The 14,500-nt window shown below is 60.9% G+C and carries 23 protein-coding genes and 2 tRNA genes; 12 read left to right on the top strand and 13 right to left on the bottom strand.

What is annotated here, in order from left to right; genetic code table 11:
- Nucleotides 1–10 precede the first annotated feature (10 nt).
- From A9973_RS05950 to A9973_RS05940, 3 genes are all read right to left on the bottom strand, one after another.
- Nucleotides 11–1,720 (bottom strand): terminase large subunit, encoded by a 1,710-nt coding sequence (locus A9973_RS05950; RefSeq protein WP_183012818.1) that lies wholly within the window; start codon nt 1,718–1,720, stop codon nt 11–13.
- 3 nt (nt 1,721–1,723) lie between these two features.
- Complete coding sequence (locus A9973_RS05945) at nt 1,724–2,263, bottom strand: terminase small subunit (protein ID WP_183012817.1); 540 nt, start codon at nt 2,261–2,263, stop codon at nt 1,724–1,726.
- Between the two features lie 232 nt (nt 2,264–2,495).
- The gene (locus A9973_RS05940) at nt 2,496–2,837 is read right to left on the bottom strand and encodes an HNH endonuclease (protein ID WP_255469033.1); all 342 of its coding nucleotides are present in this window, start codon (nt 2,835–2,837) and stop codon (nt 2,496–2,498) included.
- Between the two features lie 271 nt (nt 2,838–3,108).
- Here A9973_RS05940 and A9973_RS05935 point away from each other — a divergent pair, with 271 nt between their 5' ends.
- Nucleotides 3,109–3,294: a type II toxin-antitoxin system HicA family toxin gene (locus A9973_RS05935; RefSeq protein ID WP_175169315.1), complete on the top strand. Its 186-nt coding sequence runs from the start codon at nt 3,109–3,111 to the stop codon at nt 3,292–3,294.
- Nucleotides 3,295–3,363: 69 nt separating this feature from the next.
- Entirely contained in the window at nt 3,364–3,777 is a 414-nt protein-coding gene (locus tag A9973_RS05930; RefSeq protein WP_183012816.1) for a type II toxin-antitoxin system HicB family antitoxin, read from the top strand.
- 1 nt (nt 3,778) lies between these two features.
- On the opposite strand, the gene A9973_RS05925 is transcribed toward A9973_RS05930, so the two are convergent.
- Nucleotides 3,779–4,549, bottom strand: a complete 771-nt coding sequence (locus tag A9973_RS05925; protein ID WP_183012815.1) for a DNA adenine methylase — start codon at nt 4,547–4,549, stop codon at nt 3,779–3,781.
- A gap of 146 nt (nt 4,550–4,695) precedes the next feature.
- Here A9973_RS05925 and A9973_RS05920 point away from each other — a divergent pair, with 146 nt between their 5' ends.
- Nucleotides 4,696–5,112: a hypothetical protein gene (locus tag A9973_RS05920; protein WP_183012814.1), complete on the top strand. Its 417-nt coding sequence runs from the start codon at nt 4,696–4,698 to the stop codon at nt 5,110–5,112.
- 58 nt (nt 5,113–5,170) lie between these two features.
- Here A9973_RS05920 and A9973_RS05915 read toward each other — a convergent pair.
- From A9973_RS05915 to A9973_RS05875, 9 genes are all read right to left on the bottom strand, one after another.
- Nucleotides 5,171–5,244 (bottom strand) — tRNA-Gly (locus A9973_RS05915).
- Nucleotides 5,245–5,346: 102 nt separating this feature from the next.
- Nucleotides 5,347–6,015, bottom strand: a complete 669-nt coding sequence (locus A9973_RS05910) for a hypothetical protein (RefSeq protein WP_183012813.1) — start codon at nt 6,013–6,015, stop codon at nt 5,347–5,349.
- Nucleotides 6,015–6,440, bottom strand: coding sequence for a hypothetical protein (locus tag A9973_RS05905; RefSeq protein ID WP_255469032.1), 426 nt, complete (start codon nt 6,438–6,440; stop codon nt 6,015–6,017). Before A9973_RS05905 ends, A9973_RS05910 begins: the two co-directional genes overlap by 1 nt.
- Nucleotides 6,437–7,195 carry a replication protein P gene (locus A9973_RS05900; protein ID WP_183012812.1) on the bottom strand — a complete coding sequence of 253 codons (759 nt, stop codon included), beginning with the start codon at nt 7,193–7,195 and terminating at the stop codon, nt 6,437–6,439. Before A9973_RS05900 ends, A9973_RS05905 begins: the two co-directional genes overlap by 4 nt.
- Nucleotides 7,167–8,018 (bottom strand): helix-turn-helix domain-containing protein, encoded by an 852-nt coding sequence (locus A9973_RS05895; RefSeq protein ID WP_220805360.1) that lies wholly within the window; start codon nt 8,016–8,018, stop codon nt 7,167–7,169. The genes A9973_RS05900 and A9973_RS05895 overlap by 29 nt, the downstream gene beginning before the upstream one ends.
- The gene (locus A9973_RS05890) at nt 8,015–8,494 is read right to left on the bottom strand and encodes a nuclease domain-containing protein (RefSeq protein WP_183012811.1); all 480 of its coding nucleotides are present in this window, start codon (nt 8,492–8,494) and stop codon (nt 8,015–8,017) included. Before A9973_RS05890 ends, A9973_RS05895 begins: the two co-directional genes overlap by 4 nt.
- Complete coding sequence (locus A9973_RS05885) at nt 8,485–8,787, bottom strand: hypothetical protein (protein WP_183012810.1); 303 nt, start codon at nt 8,785–8,787, stop codon at nt 8,485–8,487. Before A9973_RS05885 ends, A9973_RS05890 begins: the two co-directional genes overlap by 10 nt.
- Nucleotides 8,788–9,078: 291 nt before the next feature.
- Nucleotides 9,079–9,594, bottom strand: a complete 516-nt coding sequence (locus A9973_RS05880; protein ID WP_183012809.1) for a hypothetical protein — start codon at nt 9,592–9,594, stop codon at nt 9,079–9,081.
- A 173-nt stretch (nt 9,595–9,767) separates the two neighbouring features.
- A complete protein-coding gene (locus tag A9973_RS05875; protein WP_183012808.1) occupies nt 9,768–10,067 on the bottom strand; it encodes a hypothetical protein in 300 nt (99 codons plus the stop codon).
- Nucleotides 10,068–10,157: 90 nt separating this feature from the next.
- Between A9973_RS05875 and A9973_RS31100 the strand changes: the two genes are divergently transcribed.
- The 9 genes from A9973_RS31100 to A9973_RS05835 all read left to right on the top strand — a co-directional run bounded on the left by A9973_RS31100 (nt 10,158) and on the right by A9973_RS05835 (nt 14,444).
- Nucleotides 10,158–11,234, top strand: coding sequence for a S24 family peptidase (locus A9973_RS31100; protein WP_255469031.1), 1,077 nt, complete (start codon nt 10,158–10,160; stop codon nt 11,232–11,234).
- Nucleotides 11,235–11,584: 350 nt separating this feature from the next.
- The gene (locus A9973_RS05865; protein WP_183012807.1) at nt 11,585–11,890 is read left to right on the top strand and encodes a hypothetical protein; all 306 of its coding nucleotides are present in this window, start codon (nt 11,585–11,587) and stop codon (nt 11,888–11,890) included.
- 30 nt (nt 11,891–11,920) lie between these two features.
- Entirely contained in the window at nt 11,921–12,142 is a 222-nt protein-coding gene (locus A9973_RS05860; protein ID WP_183012806.1) for a hypothetical protein, read from the top strand.
- Nucleotides 12,143–12,152: 10 nt separating this feature from the next.
- Complete coding sequence (locus A9973_RS05855; protein ID WP_183012805.1) at nt 12,153–12,770, top strand: hypothetical protein; 618 nt, start codon at nt 12,153–12,155, stop codon at nt 12,768–12,770.
- An 84-nt stretch (nt 12,771–12,854) separates the two neighbouring features.
- Nucleotides 12,855–13,166 carry a hypothetical protein gene (locus A9973_RS05850; RefSeq protein WP_183012804.1) on the top strand — a complete coding sequence of 104 codons (312 nt, stop codon included), beginning with the start codon at nt 12,855–12,857 and terminating at the stop codon, nt 13,164–13,166.
- A gap of 152 nt (nt 13,167–13,318) precedes the next feature.
- Nucleotides 13,319–13,439 (top strand) — tRNA-OTHER (locus A9973_RS05845).
- A 312-nt stretch (nt 13,440–13,751) separates the two neighbouring features.
- Nucleotides 13,752–13,931 (top strand): hypothetical protein, encoded by a 180-nt coding sequence (locus A9973_RS05840; protein WP_183012803.1) that lies wholly within the window; start codon nt 13,752–13,754, stop codon nt 13,929–13,931.
- A 151-nt stretch (nt 13,932–14,082) separates the two neighbouring features.
- On the top strand, nt 14,083–14,211 hold the full coding sequence (locus A9973_RS31095) for a hypothetical protein (protein ID WP_255469030.1): 129 nt from the start codon (nt 14,083–14,085) through the stop codon (nt 14,209–14,211).
- Nucleotides 14,208–14,444 (top strand): hypothetical protein, encoded by a 237-nt coding sequence (locus A9973_RS05835; protein ID WP_183012802.1) that lies wholly within the window; start codon nt 14,208–14,210, stop codon nt 14,442–14,444. The genes A9973_RS31095 and A9973_RS05835 overlap by 4 nt, the downstream gene beginning before the upstream one ends.
- Nucleotides 14,445–14,500: the final 56 nt, after the last annotated feature.

Below are 14,500 nucleotides of genomic sequence, written 5' to 3'. Positions count from 1 at the left end.
GTGTCTTGCCCTATAGGAAGCGCATTCCCCGGCTTTCGTATACGGACTTGCCGCTAGCCGAAGGATTCAGAGCCATCAAATGGCTGGCGTCGAAGAGCGCCATAAGCGGATCAATCTTTGCGGTTCCGCTTGCTTGCTTGGTGATGAGGATCGAGTTTGCGCGCTGTTCGATCCGTGCGTTGCTCACGGACCATGCCATCATAGGTCTACCGGCATGCGCGAAAGTCCCTTCCGCAAGCTTGCGCTCGACCGTTTTAATCGTTCCGCCCATGCGCCAGCCTTGCGATACCCCGACAAGGAGTTCTTCGGGAATTTCCGCTTCCGCAAAAGCCTCGGCAAAAGTGATTCCACTCGGGTCCGCTCCCACGCCTTCCTTTTCCGGAAAAAGCCCGGCGTCGTAAATGCGTCTGATGATCTGGGCGAGCTCCGTGACGTCGTCGCCAATCTTGTTGACGATGACCAGATCTCCCTCCTGCTCAAAATCACGAAGACGCGGGGCAATTTCCCTGCGGCGTTCCAATACTGATGGATGCGCCCATGCGCGCGCCCAGTGCAACCACCGGCCGGTCCCGATCTCTCTACCGATCAGGCCAAGGCCCAGCAAGTCATCCAGTCCGCCGCCGTCAATGCCTCCCGTGACTACTTCCACGCGGCGCATGAAGTCGCCCAACAGGCGTAGCCCCTTGTCGGCCTGCGCCTGCCAGTGGTCCGCCCCCGCCCATCGATCTGACCGTAGGTTCAGGCCGATTTCAACGTTAAGGTGCTTTGCCAGAAACTGCTGGAATGCGCCGTCTGTCCTGGCGCGCAACACCTTGAGCTGATCACCCAGCCACTCAGCGCTGACGGACCGCCCAATGTTGGGATTGGTGATATAGAAGTTGGCCGGGTCAAGGTATTCCTTAGCCTCAAGCATGTCTTCCGGGAACTCGTACAGAATTCCCAAGGTTTTGGGATCTACGATTGTTCCATCGCGCACCTGGCGCCAGTAGGCGAGCTTTTCCTTAAAGACACCGGCTGGCGGGTCATCGCTTTGAGTGGTCAGGTAGATCACCCAGCCTTCATCCCGCGATATTTGCCCGCCAAGTGCCTCCAGAAACATCGCCACGGCGTTCGCCCGCTTGCCAAACAGCCACAACTCGTCAACCAAAATGCGGCCGGACTTCTTGCCCGACACCGTGTCGGTGTCGGCAGCTACCACCTTGAGGGTATTGCGTGTCGTCACATACGTGATGGTGCGAATGTGATCTTGAACGTGAAACATGGCCGACAGCTCAGCGTCCGCCCGGATCATTGCCGCTGCCGGTTTAAAGCTGTTGTCTGCGACCTCCTTGGTCGGCGCCAGAATCAAGTGTTCCTCTTCCTGACGCCAGCAGATGATTACCGCCGTCAACATGATGCCGGCTGCAATAGTCGATTTCGTATTTTTCTTGCTGATCAGGAGTCCGTACTCCCGAATGCGCTGTTTTCCCGTATCGGCGTCATATCCGCCGAAGATCGCCCGCACAAAGTCGAATACCCATTCTTCGGAGCATTCCCCGAAGGTCTGGTGTCGGTACGTCCCGGTGGCCTCATCGTAGACCTGGGCCAGATCTACGACCTTGAGCTGCTTGAAGATGCCCAGCGCATATTCGGCCTGGTCGGGGTAGATAGGCGGCGGAATGATCGACTGTCGCGTGCGCAGGCGTTCCGCCCAATCAGGGCACGCGGTTGTCCAGGCCATGGGTTACCCCTTCCCGACAACGCGTAGATGCGTGGGAGGCGGTGGCGGCGCGAATCGCCCACCAGTGGCGGCCTTTTCAGCCGCCTCTTGTTTTGCGCCCTTCTTGCCCTGTTCCGCAATTTTCCCGTGCGTGAACGGCATGAGCGCCTTCGCGGCCTCTAGCCGAAGCTTCGGTTCTTCTAACGAGTCGTTCATGATGGCCACCAGCACCGCACGCGGATCCGAGGTAAGCCCTAGCGATTTCAAGCCGATTCCGGCCATGGAGTCAGCGTCGGCGGCTGTTTCGCACGGTCCATTCGCCGGTGTATTTGGCTCCGTCGCATCCGCCGATTCGGCCTTTTTGTTAACCCGCTTTTTGTTAACTCCTTTGTTAACCTCGGCATTGCGCCCCAAGGCCGCCAGAACATGCTTGTCACGCATCAGTCGGGCGGCTGCTTGGGCCGCCCCGTTTTCGCTGTAACCCGCATGAATAGCGGCTTTCGCACCGGATAGACCCGACAGCAGCGCATCGACGAAGCGGCGCTTTTTGTCGGTTAATGCCATAGGTTTTGGTTAACAAAAGTGGGTTAACAATTTTCCGAAGTGGGGAAATTTTCTGTGCGTGAGGGAACAGGTGGTTTCCGATGCGGAGGCCGCTCAGACTTTCACCCCCCCCTCCCTCCCAACGGGCCGCGACAGCCGTCCACAGCCCCGCCACGGGGCGATCAGCACGACGCCAGAACCGCGCTTCGGCTCGGCGCTTGAACGCATATGCGGCCTCTGGCGGCCTCGTGGCCTATGCCTTGCTCCGGTAGCCGAGATCCGCCCGCGTTTTCAGGTCATGGCATCCCGTCTTGCGTCCGTCGTCAGCGCGGTAAACGCACAGCACTTGCGTGTTCTCGTCCGCGTCCGCCCCGCCATCGAATAGGCCCACCTTGTGATCCAGTTCGAAGCCGCCAGGGAACATCGTCAACCTGCCGCAGTGCGCGCAATGAGGATTCGCGGACCAGATGCGCAAGCGACGGTCTTGCAACCGCCTACCTGTCATGCGCTTGGCGCTGGGCGTCGGCGCGGCCGCCAACTTGGGGCCGACCATAGCCAAACGCGGCTTGAGTGTTGAGAGCTTGAGCCTTGCCATCTGGTCTTCCTTGATTCGATGATGCGCACCCCCGGCACGTTCGCCACCCGTAGTCCGTGGCGTGTTACTCGTGGTGCGCTGCCTGGGTTCTTGCGGACACTCGCAGGCTTGTCCGGGCACTGGCGCAACCCGTGGCCGGTGACCTGAGCGGTCGAAGTAGCCGATGTGCGCCCTTATGCGCAAAAAAATAATCGAACAGATAAAACATAAAAGATGCTTCATACATCTTTTTTGTTGTATAATTCCTTATCGGTTCAACGAAGGGGAGGTAATGAAATACAGCGAGTTCAGGCGGTGGCTGCTGAAACAGGGTGTGAAGTTAGAACCCCACAAATCAGGTAGCAGCCACTTCAAAGCAACCCTTGGCGATCTGCAAACCAGCTTTCCAGACCACGGCAGTAAAGAAATCGGTACGGGGCTGGTGCAGAAGATCAAAAAGGATCTTGGACTGAAGTAAAGGAGGTGGCCCGCAAGGGCTGCCTCTTACCCGTTGTATGAATGCCTCCCCAATCACAGAGGACACACCATGTTGACCTACTGCTACACCCTGACGCCGGACACCAACGGCACGAACTTGATTCAGTACCCCGACCTGCCCGAAGGTGCGTCTGTCAGCGAAGGCGAACACGACCTAGCGGCCAACGCAGCTGAAGGGCTTGAAGCCATATTGCAGCTGTACATCGACGCGCGCCGCCCGATTCCCCTGCCTACGGCGGTAGGGGATGGCAGCGTGACGCTGGGCGCATTGGCAACGGCTAAGGTCTTTCTGTCTAACGAAATGGTCCAGCAAGGCATCCGCAAAACCGAACTTGCACGCCGCCTAGGCGTCCACAACCCGCAAGTGGACCGCCTGCTGGACCTGTCGCATAGCTCCAAGCTGGAAGCTATCGAGGCCGCGTTCCATGACCTGGGCCGCCGCCTCGATATTTCGGTTGCGTAAGCTATTCGGCGGGCCAGCTCTGGATCAGCAGTTCGCGCCTTGGCACACCAGCGCCCCCGGCCACCGTGTACCGGATGTCCAGCCCATGCATGGGGAACCCGGCGAAAGCTTGCCGCATTTCCGGGTGGTCATTGACGCTGACCAGCGCGCGGCCCTTCATGGTCCGCATGGCCTCTGCCATCGCGCCGTATTGCTCAATGCCGAAATCGACGCCGTAGCCAGCCGTGGCCCAATAAGGCGGGTCCATATAGAAGAGCGTGTGCGGCCGGTCGTAGCGCTTCACGCAGTCCAGCCACGGCAAATGCTCGATGAAGATGCGCGCCAGGCGCAGATGCGCCGCCGACAGCGTTTCCTCCATGCGCAACAGGTTCAACCCAGGCGGCGAAGTTGTTGCCGTGCCGAACGTCATGCCCTCCAGCTTGCCGCTGAAGCAGTTCTGCATGAGGTAGTAGAAGCGCGCCGCCCGCTGAATGTCTGTCAGCGTTTCAGGGCGCGTTTCCTTCTGCCACTTGAACATCTGCCGGCTGGACAGCGCCCATTTGAACTGACGCACGAACTCTTCCAGGTGGTGCTGCACCACTCGGTACAGATTCACCAGGTCGCCGTTGATATCGTTCAGCACTTCCACCTTCGCTGGCTCTGCCCTGGCGAAAAGTAATGCTGCGCCCCCGGCGAAGGGTTCGACGTAGCAGGAGTGCTTGGGGAAAAAGGGAAGAATCTTGTCGGCCAGGCGGCGCTTGCCACCCAGCCAGGGAATGATCGGTTTTGCCACTTGTGAGCGTCCATGTAAACTGGCCCCCGCCTGTACAGGTGGGACGGCCTTGGGTCGATCACGGGTCTAGTCCGTGTTTCGGCTGTCAACGAAGGAACTCGCGATTCCGTCGTTGTCGCCGTCTCTTAACTTATTTGGGAGTAGTCGTGGAACTGCTGTACATCGCGTTGGTAGCGGGTGCCGTATGGATCGGCTGGAAGGCGGGGGTACAGCACGGGATGACCGAGGCACACGGATCCGCCCGCCAACAGTTAGATCGGGACCACCGAGCGCTGTATGAAGCCTTCGTGTTCGATAAGGCTCTAACGCTGAATTCCCAGCGATACGTAAATTACGGACGTACTGACGCCACCACGCCCCCCCTTGTGCTCATACGCGCAACAGATTTCATCGGCAAACAGGCGCAAGATTTGGCTGACTTCGATGAACCCGATGGGCCGCCGGATAAAGTTGAATCCGCATACGAACGTCGTTGGGACGGTCTGGTTGAACAATGGCTTGGAGAACACCAGGGCCTTAGCGAATCAGAGCGCCAACGCCTCCGTCAACACCTTCTAGCTTGATTCGTGCCGAAAAGGCAAAGCCCCGACCGGAGAATCCGTATCGGGGCCTTCTTTTGTTTGGAGCGGGCTGCGGGAATTGAACCCACGTAGGCGGCTTGGAAGGCCGCAGCCTGACCATTCGGCCAAGCCCGCAGAAATGCAAAAAGCCCGCTGCTTTCGCTGGCGGGCTTTTGGTAGACGCACTGACAGACCGTATCAGGGCTGCGCCTATTCTGCGTGTGAAATTCACAAGCGTCAAGCTATATCGTCAAGCGCCCCCACAATGCCTGCGTCGATCAGCGCTTGCTCTGCTGCAAAAATCGCCAACGCCTCTTGCCCAACACCGAACCCGGCCCCGCGCGTCTTACTGCCATGCAGCCACAGCTTCAACCGCGAAAGGTGATTCGTCGCAGTATTGGAGGACACGCCTGCCTGCTCAGCAATGTCGCTCATCTGTTGTCCCCTGCCTTGCCCAAAGAGACGGGCCAGCAGGCCCAGCGTCAGCCCTCGGTTAATGGAGCAGCTTGCCAACGCTTCTTTTTCGGCGGAATCCGCCACCAAGCGAATCGCAGCTGTCCATTCAAGATTCGCCTGCCGCCCTTGGCAGCAGGGCGCACCGCAGCTGCACACCAGCGTTGCCGGTGCGGTGCGCGCCACCATGATCGCCTGTTGCAGAGGCGGCAGCGTGGACAACCGGCGGCGAATCATCCCTGCTTGGGCCGCGCCATCTTGCCCCGAAAGGCCTTTGCCTTCGCCCCGCTCCGAATCATTGCTGGCGACCTTGTTCATCAGGGGCCGGTCATATTGCTGCATGGTGAAATTGAGAGCGAATACCAGGGCGGCATGCGCACTACGGAACAGAGGTTCGCTGATGATCGTTGCGTGGTTCGCCATAGCCTTGCGCTCTAATGTGGTCGTAGTCATCAGTAGATATCCGGGGAAAAAATCACTTTCGCGGGCAGCATTTCCCGCATCCATTGCATTGCCACATCCCAGCCCATCGTGACGGTATGCCGCCCCCGGACTGGAAAAATCTTCGAGTTCACGTCGTGGGCGTCGACCATGACCGATTCGCCCCGCGCCCCCGTTTGCCTGTAGACCAGCACCGGCACGCCGTCCTGGCCGGCCTGCTCCTGCGCCTGGCGCCACCAGGCGGGCAGGCAAAGCGTATTGGCGTGCTTGCATTCGATACTGATGCGGGCGAAGGCGGGATCATCCGCCACCACGTCGCTATCACCAACCGCGTTGCGCACGCGCCGCCGCCAGACCTTGCCGGTTGCCTCGGTCAACAGGTTGGCCACCTTGCGCTCAAACGCCGCGCCCTTGTTGCGTGCCATAGCGCCGCTCATGATCGCGCTCCCTGCCCAGCGTCCAGGCGTAGCGCGTTACGCGCCATCGCAACGATTCCCGGCGAGAAGCGTTTGCCATTCGGATCTTCGGTCTCGGCGATGATCCGCTTCCACCCGCGCATCGGATCACGGCCGGACTGGTTCATGATCCCTGTCTCTCCGATCTTGCGCATTTGCTCTTCGGCTTGGGCGCGGCTGGTGGCCGTAATCGCCGGAGCGGGCAGAGCCTTGACGATGACGGGAACGGGTTTCCATTCGCCTCGGGCAAGGACTTCGTTCAAGGACCGCTCCCAGCGCGCCTTCATCGTTGTGTAGGGGCAATGCTGAAGGTCATGCGCCCCCACCTCTACCGCCGCCCAGAAGATGGCCGGATGCGGCCAGGTCCCCGGCTCGCCGTTGTGCCGCGCAGCCATTCCCGCGACCGCTGTGTAAAACGCCACCTCTGGCTCAAGCGTCGGCCGGCAGGCCCGAATGAACTCGCCCACGCTCGGCGGCCAGTCCGGTGACATGCGGCGGCAGGCGCGAAGCCCCTCGGCCACGTCCTGCGGTGTCAGGTTCTCTTCGTCAAACGCTTCCGCCCAAGCCGCCTTCCAGTTCTCGATGCTCTGCATGTCCGGGAAGTCTTTCAGCCAGCGCCCCCCATACGTGCCCGAAAGGCGATTCCAAAGGTGGTCGATCAGGGAAATGCCTTCCAGCTTTGCCATCGGCACGGCCCACATGGACCGGTTAGCCGTCGATTGTGCGACCGTCGTCATAGTCGTGGCCTCCTTGGGTGCGATTGCGGTTCACGTAGTCGGTGGGGTTGAACTTGCCGGGACGCGGGGCACCCCCAGCTGCTGCACCACTCGGGGCGAACAGGCCTTGCCAGCTTTTGCCGATGGCGTGCGTGATGACAGCCTCCGGCGTGTGGCCTTGCTTGCGGTATCCGTCCAGGTCCATCACCTGCTGCTTGGCGGCCTCTTCGGTCAACGGCTTGCGGATCTGCACGCGGTGACGCACCCAGCGCCCCCACAGATCGGCATCCAGCCAGTCCGGCAATTCCACGCTCATCGGGTCGAACCCCGGCGAGCGCTTGCGCACGCCTTTAGGTTCATTGATGGTTCCTTGACGGTTCAATGACGGTTCGGGTGCAGCACGTTCACCCCGTGACGTCGTCAGATTCACCCCGTGACGTCGTGAGCTGCACCCCGTGACGTCGTCAGATTCACCCCGTTCATTACGGGGCGCAGCAGGTTCACCCCGTGTTTGCCCTTCAGAATGTTCCACGCGGGGCGCAGCTACTGCACCCCGTGACAGATCAATGTCGTAGCAAACCGGCCGCTGATCAGCGCGCCGAATGTAGGCAGCCACCAGATCCTGATTGCCGCGCTGGATCACCTGCAGGGCTTCCAGTTCACGCAATTTGGTCTGCACCGTCCGGTTCGACAGGCCAGTGTCTTCGGCCAACGTCGCCACGGACGGGAAAGCGCCCTCGCCCTTCGCGCCGGCATAGTTAGCCAGGCACAGCAGGACGTGACGCGCGGTCGGATCCTTCACGATTCTCTGAGCAAGCGCCCATGTCATGCCCTGAACGCTCATGACGACTCTCCATACAAAAGTTGATACCCGCGCTCGGCCTCGTCGGGCCATTTGCCCATAGCGATGATCCGCAGGCGCGTAAGGCGCAAGCCGGGTATGAAATAGCTGAGCTTCTGTTCCAGCGGGGCCGGAGACTGGTCAACGAACCAGTGGCAAGGGCCACAGCCGAATGCGATGGCCCAGTCGTGGGCCTTGATGCCCTTCCCCTTGCCATCCCGTAGCAGGTTGGAATGGCATGCGACCGTCGTATCCTTGCGGCCCTGGCAATACCGGGGCACGCGGAGCAAGCATTCCTCGCCCTTGGCAAGATTAAGCAGCGCCTGATTGCGATAGATCGTCTTGGGCGGCTTCTTGCCCTTCTTGCGCGCCTTCATGGCGGCGCGAGGCGGCGGCATTGGGGTGGCCCGCATCATCGGCACGCTGCTGCGCTTCATCGGCGTCTTGTTCTTGAGGGGGGTGCGGCGCATCAACGACATACCGCCCCCGTCGACTTGACCCGCCACCAGTACGGGAACTTCCAGCCGTTTGTGCGGCGCTTGACCAGGCCAGCCTGGCTCGCATCGAACAGGAACGACTCAATCGCACGGGCGGCAGCATCAGCGCGTGATGTGCTGGGCCAGGGGTCCACCGCCACCAAGGTGGGTAGAACGATTTCCTGTAGCGCCTTGACATCGACCCGGCGCGGGGTGTCGATAATGGCCTGCTTGACCGCTTGCACGGCCTCAGGCGGCACCCTATACCCTCGGAACATGTGGAGGCAGTCAGCCATAGATGCCGCTCCACTTCACAAACGGCTTTCGCACGGCCTCATGAAAGAGCGCCGCCGCTCCGGCGTTGTGGTCCAGTTGCGCACGGCTGGTGATACCGCAGGCATCACGGACGAACTGCGCAGCATGCTGCTGGACGGTCACACCCTGGGGGGCGGCACCGATGCGGGCAACAACCCAAGCCTGGAACCGGTCGTTCCCGCAGAGTTGCCCAGCCGCACGCGCCAGCGCGCCCCCCTTACGCTCCGTGGACGGGACACGCGCCCGCACGGGTACACCAGAAGTTCCACGGGTCAGCATTGCACCCTCGACACGTTGCGCGCGCCACGGAACGCCAACACGGCCAAGTCCATGAAGAGCGTGTACAGCGCGCTGCGCTCATCGGGGTCAATGCGGCCGTCACCCATCGCGTCCAGAGTCGACGCATTCAAGCCTCCGACCTTGGCACCTACCTTCAATACCTTTTCGTGGATGGCTTTCAACTCGTCAGGCCAGCCGCCCTCAGGGGGTGCGGGCACGTCCAAGCAGGTAAGACCATGCTCGACCATCGCGTAGGTCTGCGCCCAGCGGTGTGCCACTTCAGCGCCCCCGGCCTTCTGCGCGAGCCATTCCGTAAGCAGGTCCGCCATTTCGAAGGTCATCGACTCGCCTTCTTGGCCGCTCAGCTTGGCGCGCAGCGATTCGTAGTGGATCCGCTTGCCGCGGCGTTCGGTCAGAAAGCTGGCCGCGTCCTTGACGCCGCCGGGCGCGCTACGCACATCGTTGTAGAGGACATCAAGCCAATGGTGGGAGTTCAGGCGGATGGTCATCGGGCATACCTTGGAATCGAGAAATATCAGGGTTTCGGCGGTGTTCTGCCGCCCCTAAGATGTGAAGCATGGAAAACGACCTTCAGACGTCCAGCGGCCCAATCTGGACCTTGTCTTCGGACTTCGCCGGCACTTGGGCTGTCTGGTCTGCCGGCACTGCCGGCGAATTCGCGCTATCCATCGGCGCTCTCCGTAAGGGTCTTAGTTGAATGGGGAGAGGTCGGCTGCTGCGGCGTCGGGCCGCCGTAGAAAAACCCGAGCAACTCTCCGTGATCGAAAGGAGCGCCAAAATCCTGGCTGGCTTGCCACAACGCATCCATCGTTCCCTTTCGAGGCACCTTGCGGGCGTACAGAAGGTGCGTTTCGATGTACGCGACGGTCGTGCAGGCCCGCTTAGCGAACTTCGCCCTGTCGTCAGACGAAAGGGCGAGGTAGAAGGCCTTAAAGCTCGGTTTGGGTTTGGCGATGTTCATGACGCAAGATGCTATTACCTTTTTGGTAATAGATCAACCGAAAGAAGTTACCCATTTGGTTTATTTACCTATAAGGTAAACGCGGGTCCAATGACCACCATGAAGTCCATCAAAGAAATCCGCCGGGCGAACTTCGCTCGCGCCATCGAGGAAAAATGCTCCGGCAATCAGACCGAGGCCGCCACGCGCCTTGAGTACTCCACGCCTTCCCTCGTGAGCCGCTACGCTACGGGCAAGAAGGACATTGGCGACCGAGCCGCGCGCAAGATGGAGGAAGCTTTCGGGCTTCCGAGTAACTGGATGGACGCCGACCACACGCCGGCTCACGACGACCGTGCAAATGTGCAGGGCTATGCTCGCCCTTGGCCCTTCCCCTCGATAGCAGAGGCAGCCGTGCGCGCCTTGCCCGCTGGACAGTTGAGCGCGCTGGAAGGGGCTATGGCTTTGGCAATTGCCCAACTGAACCTAGGTATCACTGTGACAGCGCCAGCCCGGCCGGTCGGAGCAACTCCTCTACGCGCACCGCGCGTCGGCCTGTACGCGGATGACGGCGCCGACGAGTTTCCAATGCCCATTGGCGGCCTGCCTATCGCCCCCTGGGAAGGTGGCGCTACGACTAAGCAAACAGAGGGAACAATCCAATCCTTGCGCATCAGCCATGCCGCGAACGTCGGCCATGTGCCGCGCGCTGGCTATTCCGCCAATGACCAAGAATTCCTTTCGGTCCCCGAGCTGGATGTCAGGCTTGCCGCTGGGAGGCTGGGGATCGAGAACTATGAAGAGACCGCTATCGGGGAAATCCTTTTGCGCCGGTCATTCTTGGAATCGTTCAAGCTTCCCATCGAGCGCATGAAGATTGTGTATGCGGACGGCGATAGCATGGAGCCGGTTATCCGTAACGAAGGTCCAATGCTTTTTTATGAAGAGACGGTGGCAGACGCCCGTCTGATCGATCCGCGCACGGTCTATGCCATCAACCATGGCGGCAAGATGATCGTGAAGTGCCTATCGCGCGAACGGGACGGCACTTGGCTTGCCAAATCACTGAACCCCGCCTATCCGCCGTTCCCCTTGGAAAAGGAAGATGGTCGCGATGTGCGCATTGTCGGCCGGATCCTCTGGTCGCCATACGACCTGCGAAACGGGGTCGATCAGCGCTTGCTTTAAAGCGTCTACCAAGCAATCAGCCGCCCACCGGGCGGCTTTTTTTCGTCCCGGCCTACCCGCCGCAAGTCGGTGTTGCGCAGCCGCGACTATCAAAATTACCCAATCGGTAAACAAATGCAATGGAAAAGTTACCTTTTTGGTTTGACTGCTATTACCAATTCGGTAATACTGCACGCATGCTTCGGGTGACAAACACGAAGCGCCGCTCTTTAACAACTTAGGCCGCCCGCCCCCGCGAGGGAGGAAGGGCGAAACAGGACAGCCAAGCGCCAGCGCGCCCCCGGACCCTGTGTGCTTGGGCTTCGACAGCCAAGCAACGCCCAGCCGGGCGTGGCGACGATAACCCCGGCATGAAATCCGATTCCGCTGAAAAGCGGGCTTCGGCCAGCGCTGCGGGTCAGCGCTTACCGAAACCAACTGCCCATTTAGGGCAAGAGAGGATCCAGATGAACAGCACAACAGCAGTAGCCCAACTCGACAGATGGGCCGCATCCCGCGCAATTCCAGCCTCCGCCATAGCCTTCTTAAAAACGGTTCTGTTGATGCGCCTCGCACAAGGGAACGCACATCGCGACCAAGACCGCGCCCGCCACGCCGAGAGCTTCATCACGGTTGTGCGCGTGCGTGCCGCTCAAATCATCGGCGAAGGCTGCTGATACTTCACTGCCCGCACCGCGAGATTCACCATGCCCATCATCGAGACACATGATCACGTAGGCGGTTGCTACGTGGGCGAGACGCCAGGCGGCGTCTTCGGCAATCGCCGGTACTACGACCGCCGCTACTGGTGCGCCTGGGAAAGCGTCAGTGACGAAACCTGGGGCGCGCCGTTGGTAACGAACGCAGTTATGGACGACTTCGGCACGCTCGTCCCCGTCCCTAAGCCCGCCCGCCCGTCCCAGCATTGAGGAAATGAAAATGATTGACCTGAAACGCTTCTGCGCAAAGGACGACCCGCGCCCCTACTTGAACGCCCCCTGGCAAGAAGATGGCAGTTCGTTCGCCACCAATGGCCACATTGCCATCAAGCTAACGGCCCAAGCGGACGCCGAACTCCCCGCCGCGGCCCCCACCATGGCCGGCCGAATCCAGAAGCATCTGGAACAAAGTGCAAGCCACAATATTGACCTGCCTATCGTTCTACCGGAGGAGCAGGGCCGCGCATGTGGCCTATGCGGCGGATCCGGTCGCCTCCTTGTCGATACTTGCACCGAATGCGATGGCAGCGGGTCGTTTGAGCATGGCTCGCATACCTACGATTGCAAGGAGTGCATGGGGCACGGGCAACATGCGTCTCCGGCCCTCCCTGGCTCTGACGATTCGACGGAGTGCGATTGCTGCGACGGCGTCGGACAGCTGTTCACCCAGTATGTCGATCTGCAGGCCGACGGCAAGACGTACAGGTATCAGCGACGGTACCTGCGCCTCATCAGCGACCTGCCATCGGCCCGCCTCATCGTCGGCACTGATCCCGTGGAGGCCGCGCGCTTCGAGTTCGCTGGTGGCAGCGGCGTGCTGATGCCCTGCCGATTCTGACAGAGCCGGCTCATGCCCCGCGTGCGGGGCTGCAGGTACGCCCGCACATTCCCACGGCTGAACCCCAATATTGAGGAAATGAATGTGACCGTGATCATAACCACGACCACGAGCCTGAAGCAGGCACACCAGGACTACATCGCCCACCTCCGCGCTCGCGGCAACGAGATAACGAATTACGAATGCCCAGACTGCGGCGGCGTGATCGAAACACAAGCAGCACCGGACGGCGAATCGTGGGGCATGCTATCCACCTGCCCGCTTTGCGCCGGCCTGCACATGCAATTCACGAACGGGAGCAGTGCCCACGGCGTAGCACTCCCCATCCGAGGAAATGACTATGACGGCAACCTCGAAGGAGGCACCAATGTAAACGCACCGCAGTGCAATCCCTGAGTTCACGGGCACAGGAGCCGGGTGATATCGGCATGGGTCAAAAGTTGCCCGATGGCTGGAGGAGAACCCACCCTCTGTACGCCAGGAGACGGCACCACACGCAAAGACGGAAGTACCTGACCTGCGCCGGGTAAGCGCGCAGGGCCACCATCGGAGCGGTAGCTCAGAGGACAGAGCGCCCCGCGCATGGGGAGGTCGGCAATGCCAAGGGGTCGCGCCCCAGACACATCCGAACGGCGGCAGTCGGCACTGGTTCGAATCCAGTCCGCTCCGATGATGGCAAGCAGTACCGCCCAGGCGATGGGCGCCCCACGCAAGGCGGGCGTGGCCTGGATTGCAAGGCGTGATTCTCTCCACCTGCAGAAGCCACAAGCCGGATCGCTTCCGGCGCCATCAACCATTCCCCACCCCCACCAACGGAGTTACCCATGGTCGCCATGATCATCCGTTTCATCGAAGAACTCATCGACGCCTTCAACTTCGGCAGCAGCATCAGCAAGTAGCACCCCCCGGCCTGCATGCCCGAAAGACCACGAAATCCGCAAGACCGCAACGCCCGGCCGGCGTTATCCCAATGAGAGAACCATGTCCGAAATCACCGTCGGCACCACCTACAAACTGCAAGGCCCCAAGGGCAAGCCGCCCGTCGAGGCCGTCGTCACCGCCGTCAAGCCGCGCAGCCGCGGCTTCACCGTCGAACACTTGGTCGGCAAGAAGAAGCTGACCTGCGGCCTGGGCAAGTTCCAGGGCCTGCTGGTGCAGTAAGCAGTATCCCGCCTGCCCCGCCTCACCGGGGCGGCTTCGGAGAGCGGGTCAGCGCCGCATCGTCACCGGCGCAGAAAGTGACTTTCAGGGAAAGAACCGGGCTACTGGCCCGCTCTCCAAAGCCCATCACCGCGCGTTCGCGCACATCCCCATGCCCTCAACCATCCCCGCCATCTGGTGGGGTCTGGCCCTGCTTGCCCTGGCGGCGGTGGTGCTGGTCCCCGCCTGCGAATACCTCAACCGCCGCTATGTCGCGGCCGATCCCTGGAAAGCATCATGAACGCAATTACTGCATCCGCGCCGGCTGCGCGCCGCCGCATTCTGCCGTCCGTCGCCCAGGTGGCCCGCAAAGCCGCAGACCTCATCGCTCCCCGTGACCACGCAGGCAAAGGCAACTGGAGTAAGGACGCCGATATCCCTCGCGTTTGGGCGTGGTTCGCTGGCATCGCCTTCGCGGCGTTCTTCCTCTTTGGCCGCCAACTTCTCAGCTGGTTGCTGAGCTTCGCGATTTGAACGGCATTGAATTCATCGTGCGAGACCGCGCTGGATGGTGGCCGCCGATTCCGCTA

Origin of the sequence: Achromobacter sp. UMC46 (genome assembly GCF_014170335.1) — a bacterium.
Classification (GTDB): Bacteria; Pseudomonadota; Gammaproteobacteria; order Burkholderiales; family Burkholderiaceae_B; genus Achromobacter.
The sequence above is the reverse complement of the archived record's forward strand: the minus strand, read 5'-3'. Positions and strand labels throughout refer to the sequence as shown.